Raw genomic sequence first — 17,508 nt, forward strand, 5'->3', positions numbered from 1 at the left:
GGGAGAGGGGGGCGTACGGTCGGGGCAACGACATACGGAGGATCGCCATGGACGACGCCAGCCCCCTCAGCAATCCGGCCAAGGAGCCGCGGGCGCTCCGCACCCTGCTCGGGCGGACCAACCGCGACTGGTGGCCCAACCAGCTCTCCCCTCGACATCCTCAACAAGCACGGCCTGACCGGCGACCCGTACGGCGACGACTACGACTATGCCGCCGAGTTCAAGTCGCTCGACTACGCCCAGCTCAAGCGCGACCTGACCGCGCTGATGACCGACAGCCAGCCCTGGTGGCCGGCGGACTACGGCCACTACGGGCCGTTCTTCATCCGCATGGCCTGGCACAGCGCCGGGACCTACCGCTCCGGCGACGGCCGCGGCGGCTCGTCGTCGGGCTCGCAGCGCTTCGCCCCGCTGAACAGCTGGCCGGACAACGCCAACCTGGACAAGGCGCGGCGCCTGCTGTGGCCCATCAAGCAGAAGTACGGGAAGAAGCTCTCCTGGGCCGACCTGATGATCCTGGCCGGCAATGTGGCCATCGAGAGCATGGGCGGGCCGGTGTTCGGCTTCGGCGGCGGACGCAAGGACGTCTGGGAGCCGCTGAAGGACATCTACTGGGGCACCGAGGAGCAGTGGGTCGGCCACGCCGACAACAAGACCCGCATCCATGAGGAAGAGGGCCGCGCCCTGGAGAACCCGCTGGCGGCGATCCAGATGGGCCTGATCTATGTGAACCCCGAGGGCCCGGGCGGCGAGCCCGACCCGCTGAAGTCGGCCAGGGACATCCGCGAGACCTTCTCGCGGATGAGCATGAACGACGAGGAGACCGTCGCCCTGACCGCCGGCGGCCACACCTTCGGCAAGTGCCACGGGGCGGGCGACGCCAAGAAGATCGGCGCGGAGCCGGAGGGCGCGGACATCGCCCAGCAGGGCCTGGGCTGGCAGAGCGGCCACGAGAGCGGGATGGGCGACCACACCATCACGTCCGGCCTCGAGGGCGCCTGGACCCCGACGCCGATCCGCTGGACCAACAACTACTTCCGCATGCTGCTGGAGTACGAATACGAGCTGGTCCGCAGCCCGGCGGGCGCCAAGCAGTGGCAGCCGATCAACCAGAAGCCGGAGGACATGGCGCCCGGGGCCCACAGCCCGGACCGCCGCCTGCCGACGATGATGACCACGGCCGACATGGCCTTCAAGATGGACCCCAAGTACCGGGAGATCTCGGAGCGGTTCTACCGGAACCCCGACCAGTTCGCCGACGCCTTCGCCCGGGCCTGGTTCAAGCTGACCCACCGGGACATGGGGCCGAAGGTCCGCTACCTCGGGCCCGAGGTGCCGGCCGAGGACCTGATCTGGCAGGGACCCGCTGCCGCCGGTCGACCATCCGCTGGTGGACGCCGCCGACGTCAAGGCGCTGAAGGCCAAGATCCTGGCCAGCGGCCACTCCGTCTCCGAGCTGGTGAAGGCGGCCTGGGCCTCGGCCTCGACCTTCCGCGGCTCGGACAAGCGGGGCGGGGCAAACGGCGCCCGCGTGCGGCTGGCGCCGCAGAAGGACTGGGCGGTCAACGACCCGGCCGAACTCGCCCGGGTGCTGAAGACGCTGGAAGGCGTGAAGGCCGAGTTCGACGGCGCGGCCGGCGGCGGCAAGAAGGTGTCGATCGCCGACCTGATCGTGCTGGCGGGCGCGGCGGCCGTGGAGAAGGCGGCGGCGGACGGCGGGCACGCGGTGGAGGTCCCGTTCACCCCGGGCCGCACCGACGCCACCGCCGAGCAGACCGACGCGGCGAGCTTCGCGGTGCTGGAGCCCCGGGTCGACGGCTTCCGCAACTACCTGCAGACGCCGTTCAGCGTGCCGACCGAGGAGCTGCTGGTGGACCGGGCGCAACTGCTCGGCCTCTCGGCGCCGGAGATGACGGTGCTAGTGGGCGGGCTGCGCGTCCTGGGCGCCAACCAGGGCGGCTCCAAGCACGGGGTGTTCACCGACAAGGTGGGCGCGCTCACGAACGACTTCTTCGTCAACCTGCTCGACATGGGCACCGCCTGGAAACAGGTGGAGGACGGCGGCGACGAGGAGTTCGCGGGCTCCTGCCGCGACACCAACGCGCCGAAGTGGACGGCGACGCGGACCGACCTGGCGTTCGGCGCCAACTCCCAACTCCGGGCGCTGTCGGAGGTCTATGCGTCCAGCGACGCCAAGGAGAAGTTCGTGAAGGACTTCGTGGCCGCCTGGACCAAGGTGATGAACGCCGACCGGTTCGACGTGGCCTAGCGACGACGGGAGAACTGCCCGAGCCCTGCGCCCCGGTCGAAAGGCCGGGGCGTTTTTTCATTCCTCCCTGAAGGGGAGGGATGGGCGCAAAAAGGGCCGGCGCGACCCCTCATCCGGCGCTTCGCGCCACCTTCTCCCGCAAGGGGAGAAGGGGATCGTGCTTGAGACCGTGACCCTCAGGCTCGCGGCGCGAGCGCGTGGCGGTCGCTGACCGCCGGTTTCGGGATAGGGGGTTTCGCCCACCGTTCAGCCTGCTACCAATCCTGCCGCGCCGATGCAGGCGCGTCGGTGAAGCGTAGGGGAGTTGGGGCGTGATGAAGCGTTACCTTGTGGGCGTCGCGGCGGCGGCGGTGATGGCGGTTGCGGGGCAGGCGGCGGCGGCGCCGCTGAGCGCGCAGGACAAGAGCCAGATCACAGCGACGGTCGACAAGGGCGGCGCGCGCCTGGGCGAAGTGGCCCAGCAGATCTGGGGCTTCGCCGAGGTGGGCTACCAGGAGCACAAGAGCTCGGCCCTGCTGCAGTCGGAGCTGAAGAAGGCCGGCTTCAAGGTGCAGGCCGGCGTCGCCAGCATGCCGACCGCCTTCGTGGCCAGCTTCAAGACCGGCGACGGGCCGGTGGTGGCGATCCTCGCCGAATATGACGCCCTGCCGGGCCTCGCCCAGGCGGCCGTGCCGGAGCGCAAGGTCGTGCCGGGCGTGGCGGGCCATGCCTGCGGCCACCACGTGTTCGGGGCGGCGTCGGTCGCCGCGGCCATCGCGCTGGCCGACTGGATGAAGGCCAATGGGGTGAAGGGCGAGGTCCGGGTCTATGGCTCGCCCGCCGAGGAAGGCGGCTCGGGCAAGGTCTATCTGGTGCGCGACGGCCTGTTCAAGGACGTGGACGTGACCCTGCACTGGCACGCCGGCGACGCGAACGACGCGAGCCAGGGGATCAGCCTGGCCAACATCTCCGGCAAGTACCGGTTCGCGGGCGCGGCGGCCCACGCCTCGGCGGCGCCGTTCCGTGGGCGCTCGGCCCTGGACGGCGTCGAGGTGATGAACAACGCCGTCAACATGATGCGCGAGCACATCCCGGACGGGACGCGCATCCACTATGTGATCACCGACGGGGGCCTGGCGCCCAACGTCGTGCCGGAGAAGGCGGAGGTCTATTACTACGTCCGCCACCGCGACCCGCAGGTGGTCCGCGAGGTGATGGCCCGGGTGCAGAAGGCCGCCGAGGGCGCGGCCATGGCGACGGAGACCAAGGTCAGCTTCGAGCAGACCGGCGGGGTCTACAACATGCTGCCCAACGAGACGCTGGCGAAGGTCATGGACCAGAACCTGCGCGAGGTGGGCGGCGTGAAGTACGACGCCAAGGAGCGGGCGTTCGCCGAGGCGATGAAGTCGCTGCTGCCGTCGAACCGGGCGACGCTCGAGAGCGCGGCCGAGGTGCAGCCGATGCGGATCGGCGGCGAGGGCGGCGGCTCGACCGACGTCGCCGACGTGAGCTGGGTGACGCCGACGGTGGGCATGCGGGCGGCGGCCTGGGTGCCCGGCACCCCGGCGCACAGCTGGCAGGCGGTGGCGGCCGGCGGCACGACCATCGCCAACAAGGCGGGCGTGGTGGCGGCCAAGACGCTGGCGCTGACCGGGGCGGCGCTGTTCCGCGACCCGGAGACCATCGCGGCGGCGAAGGCCGAGCTCGCCCAGAAGCGCGGCCCGGACTTCCAGTACAAGGCGATGGTCGGCGATCGGCCGCCGCCGCTGGATTACCGCAACAAGTCCGGCGCGGAGTAGGGCGCGGCCGGCGCGGCGGGCCCTCTCCCTACCCTCTCCCTCTCTGCTTCGCGGGGGGAGAGGAGGGGATGGCTCGGGCGCGCGGCTCCACCTCCTCTCCCCCGGGCGCAGCCCGAGAGGGAGGGGGAGGGAGAGGGCTTGCTCCCTCCACGGCGCGGCGCCTTGATGCCTCCAGACTTGAGCATGGGGGCGGGCGATGCGGGCGATCGTGGGCGGGGTGGTTCTGGCGGCGATCCTGGCGGGCGGGGCGGCGGCCCAACAGGCGCAGCCGGACTGGTCGAAGGTGGAGATCAAGGCCACCGACCTCGGGCGCCGGACCTGGATGCTCGAGGGCCAGGGCGGCAACCTCACCCTGATCGCCGGGGACGACGGGGCGATCCTTGTCGACAGCCAGTTCGCGCCGCTGCACGACAAGATCAGGGCGAAGGTCGCCGAGCTCGCCGGCCAGCCGGTGCGCTACCTGGTCAACACCCACCTGCACGGCGACCACACCGGCGGCAACCAGGCCTTCTGGCTGGCGGGCGCGACCCTCGTCGGCCATGCGAACCTGAAGGCAAGCCTGGCCGCGGGCACGACCAATGCCCTGACCGGCGCCAAGATCCCGCCGGCTCCGGCCGCGGCCCTGCCGAAGGTCACCTACGGCCAGCGCACGACGGTGTCGGTGAAGGGGCGGACGGTGGAGCTGGTGCACATGCCGCTGGCCCACACGAAGGGCGACACGGCGGTCAGGGTGCGCGACGCCGACGTGCTGGCCACCGGCGACATCGTCTCCTGGGGCGCGCGCTATCCGAACATCGACGTGGGCGACGGCGGCGACATCGACGGGATGATCGCCGCGGTGGACGGGTTCCTGAAGATGGCGGGGCCGAAGACCAAGATCGTGCCGGGGCACGGCAAGCTGATGACCCGCGCCGACCTCGCGGCCTACCGCCAGCTGCTGGCCGACGCCCGCGACGCGGTCGGCGCGCTGAAGGCGGCCGGCCGGTCAGAGGACGAGGCGGTGGCCGCCAGGCCGCTGGCCGACGTCCAGGCCCGGGCCGGCGCCACCGACCCGCAGAGCGCGACCCTCGTCAGGCTGATCTACCGGTCGGTGGGGTAGGGCTAGCTGCAGGTCCCGCCGGCGTCGCGGACGGCCTTGCAGGCGCGGGCCTTGGCGAGGGCGGCCTCGGTGTTGAGCCGGTCGAGCTCGGCCTTGTCCTGCTCGAGCTGGGTCTTGCCGTCGAGGGTGTCCCACAGGGTCGCGACGTTGGGGGCGGCGCCGGCGACCATGCCGGAGACGGTCTCGGCCTGGGCCTGATGCGACCAGTTGTAGGACTTGAGGCGGCCGAAGTCGTCCCAGGCGAGGTCGATGGTGCGGTTCTCGCCGAAGCCGGCGTCGATGCAGAGCTGGGCGGGCGTCGCGACCTGGGCGGCGTCGAGGGCGAGGTCGGTCGAGGGCGCCTTGCCATCCACCTTGGCGTAGCCCGGTCCCGTCGCGTCCAGGCGGATGCCGACGGCGCCGGTCTTCGGCACGGCCAGGGCCAGGCCGCAGGCGCGGAGCGACTTCGGCTTCGCGCCGGTGATCGGTGTCTCGCTGGCGGGCTGCGCCAGGCGCGCGGTCCACATCACGGCGAACTGTGAGGCGGCGGTCGCCTTGGCGGCCGGGCCGAACCAGGCGTCGAGCGGGGTGGTGTCGAACGCCAGCGGCGCGGCCGGATCGTCGAGCACGTCGGGGGTGACCTTGATCCTCGCCGGCAGGTCGACGGTCAGCAGGGGCGCGACCTGTTCGAGTTCCTTCGCCAGGGCTTCGAGATCCTTGCGATGCTGCCGCTCGGCCGCCGTCGGCGTCGTCGCCGGGCTGGTGTTGAGCACCTTCCGAACGCTGAACATCTGATTGCGGATACCGTCGCGGCGGGCGAGCGCTTGCTGGATGGCCTCGGTGCAGGGCGATGGCGTCTTCGTCGCCTCCAGCCCGGCGATGAGCGGCGCGAGCTTGGCGGCGGCGGTGAGGACATTGCCGACGACCGCCGTGGAGCGGTCGTTGTTGGCGCTGTTGATGCTGGTGATCACGCCCTTGTCGTTGAGACCGACTTTCAGCGTCCGGGCCACGCGCACCGAGGCGAGGTCTGAGCCCCTGACCAGGTAGGCGCCATCCTGGGCGCCGGCGACCGGGACCAGCGCGAGTCTCGCCTGGGCCGACACATCGCCGCCGGCGCAACTCTCCAGCGTCAGCGTCAGGGTCGCCTTGGCGTCGGTGCGGGGAGGCGGTAGCGGAGGTCGGCGGCGTCGCCGGGCTGGGTGGTCTGGCAGGCGCAGAGCGCCAGGAACGCGGGCACGGGCAGCAGGCGGTGCATGAGGGGCCCCCTTGTTGGCAGGCCCGGTCCGGGCCGCGACGGCGGTCACTCAATCATCCGCAGGCGCGCGCGTCGCGTGACGACGGTCACGGTTTACGGCGGCGCTTCGAGCCGCTAGAGAGGCCGGACCATGTCGCGCCTGACGATCAAAGCGATTACCCGGAAAACGACCCGCTGCGGCGGGGCGTGGACGGGTGCGCGCGCGATCTAGCGCCACATCCGGATCAGCCCCGCCGACGCGCGGGGCCGGCCAACACTCCCAAAAGCTCACCGGTCGAACCCCGCGCCTCCGCAAACCCCAGGAGACGCTTCGCCATGAGTTACCGGTTTTCCCGCTCCAATCCGCCGCGCGTCGGCATCGTCGGCGCCACGGGCCTCGTGGGCGGGATGATGCGCGAGATCCTCGCCGAGCGGGACTTTCCGTTGGCGGAGCTCCGGCTGTTCGCCTCCGCGCGCTCGGCGGGGACCAGGGTCGCGTTCGCGGGGCGTGAGGTGACGGTGGAGGACGCCGGCGCGGCGGACTTCGCGGGCCTCGACCTGGTGTTCTTCTCGGCCGGCGGCGAGACGTCCAAGTCGCTGGCGCCGAAGGCGGCGGCGGCCGGCGCCGTGGTGATCGACAACTCCTCGGCCTGGCGGGGCGACCCGGACGCGCCGCTGGTGGTCGCCGAGGTGAACGCGCACGCGCTGGCAAGCCTCCCCAAGGGGATCGTCGCCAACCCGAACTGCACGACCATGGCGGCCATGCCGGTGCTGAAGCCGCTGCATGACGCGGCGGGACTGAAGCGGCTTACCGTCTCCACCTACCAGGCGGCGTCGGGCGCCGGCGTGGCGGGGATCGAGGAGCTGGCCGAGCAGCTCGCGGTGACGGGCGTGGAGGCGCTGGCGCGGGACGGGACCGCGGTGGCCCTGCCGGCCCCCCGGAAGTGGGCCGCGCCGCTGGCGTTCAACGTCGTGCCGCTGAACTATCGCCTGGCCGAGGACGGCTACACCGAGGAGGAGGTGAAGCTGCGCGACGAGACGCGGAAGATCCTGGAGATCCCCGGCCTGCCGGTGAGCGGGACCTGCGTGCGGGTGCCGGTGTTCACCGGCCACTCGCTGTCGATCAACGCCGAGTTCGAGCGGCCGATCTCGGTGGAGCAGGCCACCGCCCTGCTGGCGGGCGCGCCGGGCGTGGTGCTGGCCGACGTGCCGAACCCGCTGGCGGCGACGGGGCAGGACCCGGTGTTCGTCGGCCGGATCCGCAAGGACCCGACCGTGGCGCACGGGCTCGCGCTGTTCGTCGTGGGCGACAACCTCCGCAAGGGCGCGGCGTTGAACGCCGTGCAGATCGCGGAGGCGATGCTGGGGGACTGAGGAAGTCGCCCAGCCCATCCCAATCCTGTCATCGCGGACGGCCGCAGGCCGATCCGGGACCCAGGTGGACAGGCCTTGCGGTAGCCCCTGGGTCCCGGCTCTTCGATTCGCTGCGGCGGGATGGCGGGAATACTTGAACGTCGAGTTCGCTACAGCGGCAGCTTCCGGCTCTCCGTTACCGCGAAGCTGCCGCGGGCGCCGGGGGGCGGTTTCAGGCCGGGGCGGGCGACGGGCTGGCCGCCGCCGACGAAGACCTCGACCGGGCCGGGGCGGACGGCGCGGACGCCCTGGTCGTCGACGGTGGAGAGCGCGCGGTCGTCCAGGGCGAAGCGGACGGTCTTCGTCTCGCCGCGCTTCAGGTGGACGCGCTCGAAGCCCTTCAGGCTGCGGATCGGCTGGCCCGCCTTGCCGGCGTGGGTCAGGTAGAGCTGGACCACCTCGTCGCCGTCCATCCCGCCGGTGTTGGTGACGTCGACGGTGACGCCCGTGGGATCGGCCTTCAGGTTGGCGTAGGCGAAGGTCGTGTAGCTGAGGCCGTGGCCGAACGGGTAGAGCGCCTCGCCGCCGAAGTAGCGGTAGGTGCGGTTGGTCATCCTGTAGTCGCCGAAGGCCGGGAGCTGGTCGGCGGACTTGTAGAAGGTGACCGGCAGGCGGCCGGCCGGGTTGAAGTCGCCGGCGATCAGCTGGGCGACCGCATGGCCGCCCTCGGCGCCGGGGTACCAGGCCTCGACGATGGCGGGCAGGTTGGCGTCGGCCCAGTTCACGGCGAGCGCGCTGCCGTTCATCAGCACCAGGACGACCGGCTTGCCGACCGCGGCGACGCGTTCGAGCAGCTTCTGCTGCGGCGCGGGGAGGTCGAGGCTGGTGCGGTCGCCGCCGGCGAAGCCGGGCACCTCGAGCTTCATCTCCTCGCCCTCGACGCGGGCGGTGAGGCCGCCCACGAAGACCACGAGGTCGGCGTTGCGGGCGGCGGCCACAGCGTCGTCGCCATTGAAGGACGGCAGGCTCCAGATCAGCCGCTGGGGCCCTTCACCCCGCGCTGGAAGCCCTCGACGCGGATGGCGTAGCGCTTGCCGGCTTCGAGCCGCACGCCGCCGTCGAGGATCGAGGGCGCGTCGCCGACGCCCCATTCCTCGACCACGGGCTTGCCGTCGACATAGACCCGGTAGCCGTTGTCGCTGGCGAAGCGGAAGCGGTAGTCGCCGGTCTCCGGGGCGGTGATGTAGCCGGTCCAGCGGGCCGAGCTCTGGCGGTCGCCGGTCCAGTCGAAGGCGGGCGCGGGGACGGTCTTCGTCTCGGCGGCGCCCGCGAGGTCGACGCCCTTGAACGTCTCCTGCTTCAGGCCCTTGGCGGCGCAGGCGGCGTCGATGCAGAAGGCGCTGGCCGGGACGACGGCGGTGGCCGGACCGACCAGGCCCGTGCCCTCGGCGTAGGCGATCTCGGCGTTCGGGAAGCGGGCGCGCAGGCCGGCCAGCACGGTCACCGGCTTCGACGGCGTGCCGTAGTAGTTGCCGATCAGGGCGTCGAGGCTGTCGGCGTTGGGGCCGATCACGGCGATACGGCGGGGCGCGGCCTTCAGCGGCAGCAGGCCGTCATTCTTCAGGAGCACCATCGAGGCCCTGGCCATCTTCAGGGAGACGGCGTGGTGGGCGGGCGTGTCGTTGTCCTTGGCGGTGATCTTCGAGAACGGCACGTCGGCCGGCGGATCGAAGAGGCCCAGCCGGATGCGGTCGGCGAACAGGCGGACGAGGGCCCGGTCGACCAGGGCCTCCGACAGCATGCCCTTCTCCACCGCCGAGACGACGGCCCCGGCCTCGGTGTTCCAGTCCTGGCGGTAGTCGCCGCAGACCAGGTCCATGCCGGCCGCGAGCGCCTTGGTGATCGCCTCCTCGGGCGTCTTCACCCAGGCCAGGCTGTCCTCGCGGTAGAGGTTGGCGGCGGCGCCGCAGTCGGAGACCACATGGCCCCTGAAGCCCCAGGCTTCGCGCAGGCGGGTGTTGAGCAGGTCCTCCGACGCGCAGGCGGGAATGCCGTCCACGGCGTTGTAGGCGCACATCACCGACTGGACCTTGCCCTCGGTGACCGTGGCGCGGAACGCCGGCAGGTAGGTCTCCTCCAGGTCCTTGGGCGCCGGGTGGACGTCCTCGCGGTGGCGGTTGCTCTCCGGCCCGGAGTGAACGGCGTAGTGCTTCGAGGTGGCGATGGTCTGGAGGTACTTGGGGTCGTTCCCCTGCAGGCCCTGGATGAAGGCGATGCCCATGCGGCCGGTGAGGTGCGGGTCCTCGCCGTAGGTCTCCTGGCCGCGGCCCCAGCGCGGGTCGCGGAAGATGTTGATGTTCGGCGACCAGACGGTCAGGCCCCGATACCAGTCGGTCCCGCCGTTCGGGTGGACGCGCTCGGCGTACTTGGCGCGGAACTCGACGCCGATGGTGGAGGCGGCCTCCTTCATCAGCACCGGATCCCAGGAGGCGGCCATGCCGATCGCCTGGGGGAAGACGGTGGCGAAGCCGGCGCGGGCCACGCCGTGCAGGCCCTCGTTCCACCAGTTGTATTCGGGGACGCCGAGGCGGGGGGATGGCCGGAGCGGTGTGGCCGATCTGGCGGGACTTCTCGGCCAGGGTCATCTGCGCGACCAGGGCCTGGGCCCGCTGCTCGGCGGGGAGCTTCGGATCGCGCCAGGGCTGGGCCTCCTGGGCGGCCGCGGACTGGGCCAGGGCTCCCAGGCAGAGAACCACGCACGCCAAATCGAGCCTGCTGACCACGGACCATCCTCCCATATCGTTGTTGTGGTACCGCTACCAGCAAAGCGGGGGAGGTGGGAAGTGGGTGTGGCTTCACCTCCCCGGCTCGGAGCGGCGGCGGGAGGGGGACCGCCGGCCGAACCCGGCGCATGCCGGGTGAAGAGCCGGGGGGTGGAGGGGCAGGCCCCACGCATTGCCGGCCGCTTGCCCCCTCCACCCTTCGCTCTTCGCCAGCTTACGCTGGCTCGGCGAACGGTCCCCCTACCGCCGCTGACGCGGGGGAGGTGAAAGGCGGGGGCGTCGCCCCCCTACCCGAGCGCCGAGGGCCAGGGGATGGGCTGGGCCATCTCGGTTTCGCGGGCGCGGTCCCAGGCGAGCACGCGGCCGGCGGAGCCTTCGCGCTCGGCGATGCGCAGGCCGCGGTAGGCGCCCGGCGCCCAGTCCGTGGGCTTGCTGCAACGGCGCAGGCCGTCGGCCTGGTCGTGGGTGAGTTCGATGACGCGGGGCTCGCCCAGGCGGTGGGCGGTCAGGATGGCGAAGTTGACGGCCCACAGGATGGCGTCGTCGCGCATGGCGCTTCCTCCACGCCCGCGCCGCCTCTCTGTCCGGGTGACGTCGGGGCAGCCGAATGGAACCATGGCCGGCGCCGGGCGGGAAGCAAAAACAAGGGCTTGGGAATGGCGGCCCCGGCAGCCTTTGAAGGCGCCAGGACCGCTCGCCCACGTTCCGGACCCTGGGGGGAGGGGAGGCCCGGAAGCGCGATCCCGCCTGATATGGGGACTTCCGCCGCCGACAGAAGGGGAGCGCCGTCACGTCAGTTGCGCCAAGTGGTCGCAGGTGTTGAGCAAGTGGTCGGCCCGGGCGCCTGCATCCCCGAGGCGATATGAGGAAAACTCGCCCTGATTTGAGCCATCGTGGCGGCGCGCGCTACTCAGGGATGCTGGCATCCCGATGTTCGCAGACTAATCTTCGATCGGGTTGTCGCCACTCTGGACGGGGGTGCGATTTTGCATGAGCAGGCCGTAAGCGCACCGTATGCTGACGGATCGCCGGCTCGCGACCTGTTCCAGGTCTATTGGCAGACGACTCCCGACAGCCTGTTCTCGGTGGAGGTGCTGACCGACGGGACCTTCGTGTTCGGGGGGCTCAATCCGAGCCATGAGCAGGCCACGGGGCTGAAGTCCGAGGCGCTCGCCCGCCGCCGGCCCGAGGATGTCCTCGACGCGGTGACCGCGGAGAAGGTGCTGGAACGCTATCGCGCCTGTGTCGCCGCGCGCGAGCCGATCCGCTACCTGGAGGTCCTGGCGCTGCCGGGGGGCGAGAGGCTCTGGCACACGAGCCTGACGCCCCTGATCGACGAAGGCGGCCGGGTCGTCTGGCTGTTGGGCACGGCCCGGGACCTGACCGAACAGATCCGCACCCACCAGGCCCTGATCGCCAGCGAGGAGCGGGTTCGCACAATCCTGAGTAGTATCACCGACTGCTATTACACCCTCGACAAGACGGGCCGGCTCGATGACCTGAACCCGCAGGCGGAAGCCTGGTTCGGCGTGCCCCGGGACTACATCATCGGCCTTAACGCCGAGGACGCGGGCACCTTCAGCCTCCAGGCGCTGCGCGCCTTCCAGCGCGCCCTGAAGGACGGGGAGGAGAGCCATCTGGAGCTGCCGTCGCGCGTGCGGCCGGGCTGCTGGATCGAGATGCACGTCTATCCCTCCGACACCGGGGCGACCGTGCTGTTCCGTGACATCACCCAGCGCAAGCGCGAGGCCCAGGAGGTGGAGCGGGCCCGCGGCCTGCTGCGCGAGACGCTGGACGCGCTCACCGCCCAGGTGCTGATCCTCGACGGCAAGGGCACGATCGTCGGCGCCAACGCCGCCTTCCAGGCCTTCGCCACGGCCCGCGGCCTGGCGCCCGCGGCGATCGGCGAGAACTATCTGGAGCTGACCCGCGACACCCGCGCCGGCGCCCGGCTCGCGTCGATCCGCAAGGGTTTGACCGCGGTGCTCCAGAAGGGCGCGCGGGGGTTCGAGACCGAGTACGCCATGCAGGTGGCCGGTGAGCCCCGGAGCTTCCAGCTCAGGATCTCGCGCTTCGAGCACGACGGCGAGGTGCGGGTGGTGGTGGCCCACGAGGACGTCACCGAAACGGTGCGGGCGGTGGCGCTGGCCAAGGACGCCGCCGAACGCGTGCTGGTCGGCCAGGACCAGGAACGTCGCCGGATCGCCATGGAGCTGCACGACTCCACCGGCCAGCAGCTCGTCGCCATGCACCTGACGATCGCCCAGCTCCGGCGCTGCCTGGAGGACAACCCGGCGGCCAGCGCCCTGGTGGACGACCTCACCCGCTCGCTGCAGGAGGCCCACCGCGAGATCCGCACGCTGTCCTACCTCATCCACCCGCCGGGACTGGAGCACGAGGGCGTGGACACCCTGATCCACCGCTTCGCGGAAGGATTTGCCCGGCGCTCGGGGATCGACGTGGACGTCAGCCTGCCCGAACCGATGCCGGCCCTGAGCGAGGCCCAGGAGCGGGTGGTGTTCCGCATGCTCCAGGAGAGCCTGGTCAACGTGCACCGCCACTCGGGCTCGACGCGGGTCGAGGTGCGACTGGCGCTGGCCGGCGACAGCCTGATGGTGGAGATCCGCGACAACGGCCGCGGCTTCCCCGGCCCGCCGACCATCCAGACCGGGAGCGGCATCCAGGTGATGCAGGAGCGCATCAAGCAGCTCGGCGGGGCGCTGACCATCGCCGACGCGGCGCCCGGCGCGGCGCTGACCGCCCGGCTGCCGCTGAAGCGGGCGGGGTAGGGCCCATCCCTCCCCTTCAGGGGAGGGGCAGGCCGCCCCGGCGGCCGGGGTGGGGGAGGGTGACCTGACCGAGACCGCTCCGCTTGACCATGACACCCCCACCCTGATCGCTGCGCGATCTTTCCCTCCCCTGAAGGGGGAGGGACGGGCGCTACCGCGGCCGGTAGACCTCGCTCTCCGTGACCGGGAACGGCTGGCCGGGGAGGTAGAGGAGGATCGGGCGGACCTCGTAGACGGCGGTCGGGTTCTTCGACCGGAGGTCGAGGGCGGCCTGAACGGCTTCGTCGCGGGAGGCGGCGTCGACCACGTAGAAGCCGAGCAGCTGTTCCTTGGTCTCGGCGAAGGGGCCGTCGACGACGACCGGCCGACCGTCGCCGCCGCGGATGGTGCAGGCGTCGGCGGTGGCGCCAAGGCGGGCGGCCGGGCCCAGCGCCTGGGCGGCGGTGAGCCGGTCGTGGACCGCGTTCAGGCCCGCCATCAGCTCGGCGTCCTCGGCTTCGGTCCAGCCCTGGATGATGTGTTCCTCGTGATAGGCGAGGATGGCGTAGAGCATCGGTGTCCGATCCCCCGGTTGGATGTGTCCGCGGACCTTAGGACGGCGTTGGCCCCACGTCTCCGACATGCACGGCAGGGCGCGCGCGGCGCCGTCCGCGCAGGCGCCGGGGCCGCTTGTCGCGCAAAGATCGCCGTTCGTCGAAAGCGGGCCGGGAAGCGTAACCGCAGGCGCCCTAGGGTGACGCCTCGATACAGCCGCCGGTAGGGGTCACATGATGATTTCGATGCTGCTCGCCATGGCCTTCCTGGCCCAGGACCCGGCCGCCGACGCCGCCAAGGCCACGACCGTGGCGCCGGCGGTCGTGGAGGCGCCCGCCAAGGACCAGAAGGGCGGCAACAAGGACAAGCTCTTCTGCAAGAACGAGGCGCCGATGGGGAGCAAGATCCCCGTGAAGAAGTGCTACAACGAGCAGGAGTTCAAGATGCGGCAGCTCGACGAGCGCCGGAACCTGGACCGCATCCAGGCGGACGCCCGGGCGCCTATCAGCCGCTGACCGGCCCGGGACCGCCGTCCTCTCCGCCGATGAGGGCGCGGGCGACAGGCCCTCTCCCTACCCTCTCCCTCTCGGGCTTCGCCCGGGGGAGAGGAGGTGATGACGCGGGCCTCGCAGTTCCACTCCTCTCCCCCGCGAAGCGGAGAGGGAGAGGGTAGGGAGAGGGCGAGCCTAGTAGCGGCGGTAGGCCCAGGGCGGCGGCTGGTAGGGCTGCGGCTGGTATTCGTAGGCGCGGCGGCGCTGATAGGCCTCGCGCTCGGCCGCCTCACGCTCCGCCATCTCACGCTCATAGGCGTCGCGCTGGGCCTCGTAGGCGGCCTGCTGGCGCCGCGCGTCCAGCTCGGCCTGGCGGGCGGCGGCCTCGTCGGCGGCGCGGCGGCGCTCGGCCTCGGCCGCCTCGGCCTGGGCGCGGGCGGTGCGCAGCTCTTCGTCGGCGAGCGCCCTGCGGTGGGCGGCGGCCTCGGCCTCGCGGGCGTGGGCGGCGGCGCTGTCGCGGGCGATGCGCGCGCGTTCGGCGGCCTGGGCCCCGCAGGCGCGCAGGTCGGCCAGGCCCTGTTCGGAGCCGCCGAGCGAGGCGCCCATGGGCTCCATCCCCAGCCAGGCGATGTCGAAGCTCCGGCCCTTGCGGAGCGCCGCTTCGGTTTCGGCGCTGAGCGTCAGCTCGCCGACGGCGGGGTCGGCGGTGCGGGTCATCAGGTTGGAGAACCGCTTCTGGTCGATGCGCACGGCGAGGAAGGCCTGCTCGGGCAGGCTGTCGCGGGCGAAGCGCAGGATGAGACGCTCGCCGTCCGAGACCAGGGTGACGGGCGCCAGCGCGCCGGAGCGGCCGGCCAGCTCCAGGTCGGTGCGGCAGCCGCCCTCGGCCGGGCTGATCACCCAGGCCGCGGAGGGCAGGGGCGCCGCGGCGAGCGCGGGGCCGGCCAGCAGCGCCGCGCCGAGCGCGGCGGAAGGGATCGCCTTGATCACCGTGAAGCTCCTCCCGGACACAGGGCGCGCAGCTTAGGCGTCGGCACATGAACCGTGGATGACGCGCGGGGTCGCAGGTGGCCGTCCGTCCGTCGCAAGCCTCGGCAAGCGTCACAGTCGGGTGCTAGGGTCGCGCCAGCAGAAAAGGGAGGTCTCCATGCGTCTTCGTACACGCGCCGCGTCGATCCTGGCCGTGCTGGCGATGGCCGAGCGCCGCGGGCGCCCAGGTCCCGGCCCATGTGACCGCCGCGCTCGCCGACGCTGCCCGGCCGGCGACCGACACCGCGCGGGACGCCGCACGGCATCCCGGCGAGCTGCTGGCCTACGCCGAGGTGAAGCCCGGCCAGAAGGTCGCCGACCTGATCATGGGCGGAGGCTACTTCACCCGCATCCTGTCGGCCGCCGTGGGGCAGAACGGCCACGTCTATGCCTACCAGCCGGACGAGTTCATCAAGTTCCAGGCGAGCTACGGCGAGAACCTCAAGAAGGTGGCCGGCGCGTACAAGAACGTCACGCCGCTGGACGCCAGCCTGGGCGCGCTCGATCTGCCGGACGGGCTCGACCTGGTGTTCACCGTCCAGAACTACCACGATCTGCACCTGACCCCGTTCCCGAAGGACACGGCCCAAAAGGTCAACGCCGAGGTCTTCAAGTCGCTGAAGAAGGGCGGCGTCTATCTGATCGCCGACCACGCCGCGGTGGCCGGCGCGCCGCTGGACGTCGCCCAGACCCTGCACCGGATCGATCCGGCGAACGTCCGCAAGGAGGTCGAGGCGGCGGGCTTCAAGTACGAGGGCGAGATCCCGCTCCTCAAGGACGCCGCCGACGACCACACGAAGAGCGTCTTCGACCCGGCGATCCGCGGCAAGACCGACCAGTTCGTGATGAAGTTCAGGAAGCCGTAGGGCCCAGGTTCCGCGGCGGCGCCGTTGCGATGCGCGCCGCCGCACTCTACCTGCTCCTCTGACCTGAAGGGGGAGCCTGCATGCCGTCCGTCGAAGCCCTGTTCGAGCCGATCGCGTTCACCCGCGGCCCGGCGTGGAAGAACCGCTTCATGCTGGCGCCGCTGACCAACCAGCAGAGCCATCCGAACGGCCTGCTGTCGGAGGCCGAGCACCGCTGGCTGACCATGCGGGCGACCGGCGGCTTCGGCCTGACCATGACCTGCGCGGCGCATGTGGCGGCCCAGGGGCAGGGCTTCCCGGGCCAGCTCGGGATCTTCGCCGACGACCACATCCCCGGGCTGACGCGGCTGGCGGACGACATCCGGGCGGCGGGCAGCGTCTCGTCGGTGCAGCTCCACCATGCGGGCAACCGCTCGCCGAAGGACCTGGTGGGCGTGCCGCTCTGCCCGTCGGACGACCCGGCGACCGGGGCCCGGGCGTTCACCGCCGAGGAGGTGCAGGGGCTGGTGGAGTCGTTCGTGCGCGGCGCGGAGCGGGCCGAGCAGGCGGGCTTCGACGGCGTCGAGGTGCATGGCGCGCACGGCTATGTCATCGCCCAGTTCCTGTCGCCGACGCTGAACCGGCGGACCGACGGCTACGGCGGCTCGGTGGAGAACCGGGCGCGGCTGCTCTTCGAGATCATCGACGGCATCCGGGCGCGGACCCGGCCGGACTTCCAGCTCGGCCTGCGCCTGTCGCCGGAGCGGTTCGACCTGCAGCTCGCCGAGATCCTGGAGGTGGCGCAGGCGGTGCTGAAGGCCGGCAAGATCGACTACCTCGACATGTCGCTCTGGGACGTGGCCAAGGAGCCGGTGGAGGAGGCGTTCAAGGGCCGCAAGCTCTCGGCCTATTTCGCGGAGCTGGACCGGGGCCAGGTGAAGCTGGGCGCGGCGGGCAAGATCATGACGCCGGCCGAGGCCGCGGCCCTGCTGGACGAGGGCTACGACTTCGCGGTGATCGGCCGCGCCGCGATCCTGCACCACGACTTCCCCGAACAGGCCCGGCGCGACGCGGGCTTCACGCCGGTCGCCCGGCCGGTGTCGGCGGCCCACCTGGAGGCCGAGGGCCTGTCGCCGGCCTTCGTTGACTACATGCGCAACTGGCCGGGCTTCGTCGAGGCGGCGTGACGTCCATCCCTCCCCTTTAGGGGAGGGGCAGGCCGCCCCCGGGTCCGGCGAGGCCGGCCCGAGGGTGAACTCCGCGGCCGGGGTGGGGAAGGGCGGGCCCGGCCCGACCTCTCCACTTGAGCGCGACTCCCCCACCCG

Annotated in this window: 13 protein-coding genes and 1 pseudogene; 8 read left to right on the forward strand and 6 right to left on the reverse strand. The window is 71.7% G+C overall.

Annotated elements, in window-relative coordinates:
- Nucleotides 1-47: 47 nt before the first annotated feature.
- The 3 genes and pseudogenes from katG to LRS04_RS11715 all read left to right on the forward strand — a co-directional run bounded on the left by katG (nt 48) and on the right by LRS04_RS11715 (nt 5,146).
- Nucleotides 48-2,269, forward strand: a pseudogene (gene katG / locus LRS04_RS11705) (catalase/peroxidase HPI).
- Nucleotides 2,270-2,583: 314 nt separating this feature from the next.
- Nucleotides 2,584-4,047 (forward strand): amidohydrolase, encoded by a 1,464-nt coding sequence (locus LRS04_RS11710; RefSeq protein ID WP_257816523.1) that lies wholly within the window; start codon nt 2,584-2,586, stop codon nt 4,045-4,047.
- 196 nt (nt 4,048-4,243) lie between these two features.
- Nucleotides 4,244-5,146 (forward strand): MBL fold metallo-hydrolase, encoded by a 903-nt coding sequence (locus tag LRS04_RS11715; protein WP_257816524.1) that lies wholly within the window; start codon nt 4,244-4,246, stop codon nt 5,144-5,146.
- Nucleotides 5,147-5,148: 2 nt separating this feature from the next.
- On the opposite strand, the gene LRS04_RS11720 is transcribed toward LRS04_RS11715, so the two are convergent.
- Nucleotides 5,149-6,228 (reverse strand): hypothetical protein, encoded by a 1,080-nt coding sequence (locus tag LRS04_RS11720; protein WP_257816525.1) that lies wholly within the window; start codon nt 6,226-6,228, stop codon nt 5,149-5,151.
- Nucleotides 6,229-6,695: 467 nt separating this feature from the next.
- On the opposite strand from LRS04_RS11720, the gene LRS04_RS11725 reads away from it, so the two are divergent.
- Nucleotides 6,696-7,733 (forward strand): aspartate-semialdehyde dehydrogenase, encoded by a 1,038-nt coding sequence (locus LRS04_RS11725; protein WP_257816526.1) that lies wholly within the window; start codon nt 6,696-6,698, stop codon nt 7,731-7,733.
- 149 nt (nt 7,734-7,882) lie between these two features.
- Here LRS04_RS11725 and LRS04_RS26835 read toward each other — a convergent pair whose 3' ends face one another.
- From LRS04_RS26835 to LRS04_RS11735, 3 genes are all read right to left on the reverse strand, one after another.
- On the reverse strand, nt 7,883-8,710 hold the full coding sequence (locus tag LRS04_RS26835; RefSeq protein ID WP_308238127.1) for a glycoside hydrolase family 3 C-terminal domain-containing protein: 828 nt from the start codon (nt 8,708-8,710) through the stop codon (nt 7,883-7,885).
- 35 nt (nt 8,711-8,745) lie between these two features.
- On the reverse strand, nt 8,746-10,254 hold the full coding sequence (locus tag LRS04_RS26840; RefSeq protein ID WP_308238128.1) for a glycoside hydrolase family 3 N-terminal domain-containing protein: 1,509 nt from the start codon (nt 10,252-10,254) through the stop codon (nt 8,746-8,748).
- Nucleotides 10,255-10,782: 528 nt separating this feature from the next.
- Nucleotides 10,783-11,046 (reverse strand): hypothetical protein, encoded by a 264-nt coding sequence (locus LRS04_RS11735; RefSeq protein WP_257816527.1) that lies wholly within the window; start codon nt 11,044-11,046, stop codon nt 10,783-10,785.
- 435 nt (nt 11,047-11,481) lie between these two features.
- Between LRS04_RS11735 and LRS04_RS11740 the strand changes: the two genes are divergently transcribed.
- Nucleotides 11,482-13,284, forward strand: coding sequence for a PAS domain-containing protein (locus tag LRS04_RS11740; protein ID WP_257816528.1), 1,803 nt, complete (start codon nt 11,482-11,484; stop codon nt 13,282-13,284).
- A gap of 151 nt (nt 13,285-13,435) precedes the next feature.
- On the opposite strand, the gene LRS04_RS11745 is transcribed toward LRS04_RS11740, so the two are convergent.
- Nucleotides 13,436-13,837 carry a YciI family protein gene (locus LRS04_RS11745; protein ID WP_257816529.1) on the reverse strand — a complete coding sequence of 134 codons (402 nt, stop codon included), beginning with the start codon at nt 13,835-13,837 and terminating at the stop codon, nt 13,436-13,438.
- A 226-nt stretch (nt 13,838-14,063) separates the two neighbouring features.
- On the opposite strand from LRS04_RS11745, the gene LRS04_RS11750 reads away from it, so the two are divergent.
- Nucleotides 14,064-14,333 carry a hypothetical protein gene (locus LRS04_RS11750; RefSeq protein WP_257816531.1) on the forward strand — a complete coding sequence of 90 codons (270 nt, stop codon included), beginning with the start codon at nt 14,064-14,066 and terminating at the stop codon, nt 14,331-14,333.
- A 171-nt stretch (nt 14,334-14,504) separates the two neighbouring features.
- Here the strand turns inward: LRS04_RS11750 and LRS04_RS11755 are convergent, their stop codons facing one another.
- Entirely contained in the window at nt 14,505-15,299 is a 795-nt protein-coding gene (locus tag LRS04_RS11755; protein ID WP_257816532.1) for a hypothetical protein, read from the reverse strand.
- 239 nt (nt 15,300-15,538) lie between these two features.
- On the opposite strand from LRS04_RS11755, the gene LRS04_RS11760 reads away from it, so the two are divergent.
- Both LRS04_RS11760 and LRS04_RS11765 read left to right on the forward strand, forming a co-directional pair.
- On the forward strand, nt 15,539-16,204 hold the full coding sequence (locus LRS04_RS11760) for a class I SAM-dependent methyltransferase (protein WP_257816533.1): 666 nt from the start codon (nt 15,539-15,541) through the stop codon (nt 16,202-16,204).
- 80 nt (nt 16,205-16,284) lie between these two features.
- The gene (locus tag LRS04_RS11765; RefSeq protein ID WP_257816534.1) at nt 16,285-17,370 is read left to right on the forward strand and encodes an NADH:flavin oxidoreductase; all 1,086 of its coding nucleotides are present in this window, start codon (nt 16,285-16,287) and stop codon (nt 17,368-17,370) included.
- Nucleotides 17,371-17,508: the final 138 nt, after the last annotated feature.

It is taken from the genome of Phenylobacterium sp. J367 (assembly GCF_024699985.1).
In the GTDB taxonomy this organism is placed as follows: domain Bacteria; phylum Pseudomonadota; class Alphaproteobacteria; order Caulobacterales; family Caulobacteraceae; genus Phenylobacterium.

What these genes read in the sequence shown, in the direction of transcription:
- LRS04_RS11710 (WP_257816523.1), top strand. Translation starts at nt 2,584, where the DNA reads ATGAAGCGTTACCTTGTGGGCGTCGCGGCGGCGGCGGTGATGGCGGTT.
- LRS04_RS11715 (WP_257816524.1), top strand. Translation starts at nt 4,244, where the DNA reads ATGCGGGCGATCGTGGGCGGGGTGGTTCTGGCGGCGATCCTGGCGGGC.
- LRS04_RS11725 (WP_257816526.1), top strand. Translation starts at nt 6,696, where the DNA reads ATGAGTTACCGGTTTTCCCGCTCCAATCCGCCGCGCGTCGGCATCGTC.
- LRS04_RS11735 (WP_257816527.1), bottom strand. Translation starts at nt 11,046, where the DNA reads ATGCGCGACGACGCCATCCTGTGGGCCGTCAACTTCGCCATCCTGACC.
- LRS04_RS11745 (WP_257816529.1), bottom strand. Translation starts at nt 13,837, where the DNA reads ATGCTCTACGCCATCCTCGCCTATCACGAGGAACACATCATCCAGGGC.
- LRS04_RS11750 (WP_257816531.1), top strand. Translation starts at nt 14,064, where the DNA reads ATGCTGCTCGCCATGGCCTTCCTGGCCCAGGACCCGGCCGCCGACGCC.
- LRS04_RS11765 (WP_257816534.1), top strand. Translation starts at nt 16,285, where the DNA reads ATGCCGTCCGTCGAAGCCCTGTTCGAGCCGATCGCGTTCACCCGCGGC.